Genomic DNA, 1,160 nt, shown 5'->3' with positions numbered 1-1,160 from the left:
CGTGTTCAGGATGCCGGGCATCGCTGGAACGACAGGGAGATAAATATCCATCGCCAGTGAAGCGAGGATGTCGAAAGGAGCCATCAGCAGCAGTGCTGCCGGCAGCGTATAGGCCCACGCGGGGCGTGTGGTGGTCATGACGAATCAACCCTCGATTAAGGAATACCGGGCGACGTCTGCTCGTCAGCAATCAGATGAGACTAGCCTTACAGAGCGCCGCAACAACAATACTGGTTGTTGCGGCTTACTTGTCTGCTGACTTGGAATTTCCCATCTGATTACTCCACGCTTACGAATATGAATTGCTACATTTTATCCGATTATCTTTTGCTTCGCAATGCGGCATGGGCGCACTCAGCGTTCCAGCCCCCTCTGCCGCCCTAACTGCCACGACACCGACCCGCCCTGCACGATGCCCATAACCTCGCGGCCGAGTTGGCGGTCGATGATCGGCCGCCACGGGACAAGGGTGAACTCATGGGATTTCTCGACCACGGCGAACTTGCCGCTCGATAGATGCACGGTTCCGGTAAACTTGCCGCTGACGCTCTCGCCGTCCGTGGCGGCGCGGAACGGCAGGCCCTTACTCAAAGCCATATCCGATCCGACGCCGGCTACCTCGCGCTCCCGCAGGATGGCGAGAAGGTTGCGCCGGTAGAAGACGCGGCTGTCCCGGCTGCGGGTGGCGTCGCCCTGTTCGATATGGTGCTCGCGGCGCTGGTCCATGGCTTCGCGGACTTGTTGCCCGAAGCCGGTTGGCGCAAGGTCGGCCGTCTCGCCGTGGATCAGCCGCCGGTCCAGCCAGGTCGCGCCGTCCGATCCGATCTGTTTGTTCAGATCGACCGGGGAAAGGACGCGAACGCTGGCCTGACTGTCTCGGCCGGCGTCATGGGCGGCGGCACGGCTGACCAGATCATCGGGGATGCGCCATTGGTCGGCGTCGATCCGCTCGACGATACCGGCCCGGCGTAGCGCCTCCAGCCGGCGCACATGGGCATCGACATAGCCCTCATAGTCGCCGCCTGGAACGCGGCACGTATAGGAAGAATAAACGCCCTTTTCACCCAAGTCCAACAGCTTTGGACCGCAGTTGACTCTTTCGACACCCCTGCGATGCAACCCAATCCGGCTGACGGGGAGCCAGCAACGCTGAAAATTTA

General features: G+C 61.0%; 1 protein-coding gene and 1 pseudogene. Both read right to left on the bottom strand.

The window, feature by feature from the left end:
- A pseudogene (locus FTV37_RS17595) lies at positions 1–138 on the bottom strand (CmlA/FloR family chloramphenicol efflux MFS transporter); the annotation flags it as partial.
- A 216-nt stretch (positions 139–354) separates the two neighbouring features.
- Positions 355–1,160, bottom strand: an 806-nt coding sequence (locus tag FTV37_RS18070) for a DUF3363 domain-containing protein (RefSeq protein ID WP_223411754.1), incomplete at its 5' end; no start/stop codon positions are given.

The sequence above is a fragment of the Acinetobacter sp. YH16042 genome, assembly GCF_013417245.1.
In the GTDB taxonomy this organism is placed as follows: domain Bacteria; phylum Pseudomonadota; class Gammaproteobacteria; order Pseudomonadales; family Moraxellaceae; genus Acinetobacter; species Acinetobacter amyesii.
The sequence above is the reverse complement of the archived record's forward strand: the minus strand, read 5'-3'. Positions and strand labels throughout refer to the sequence as shown.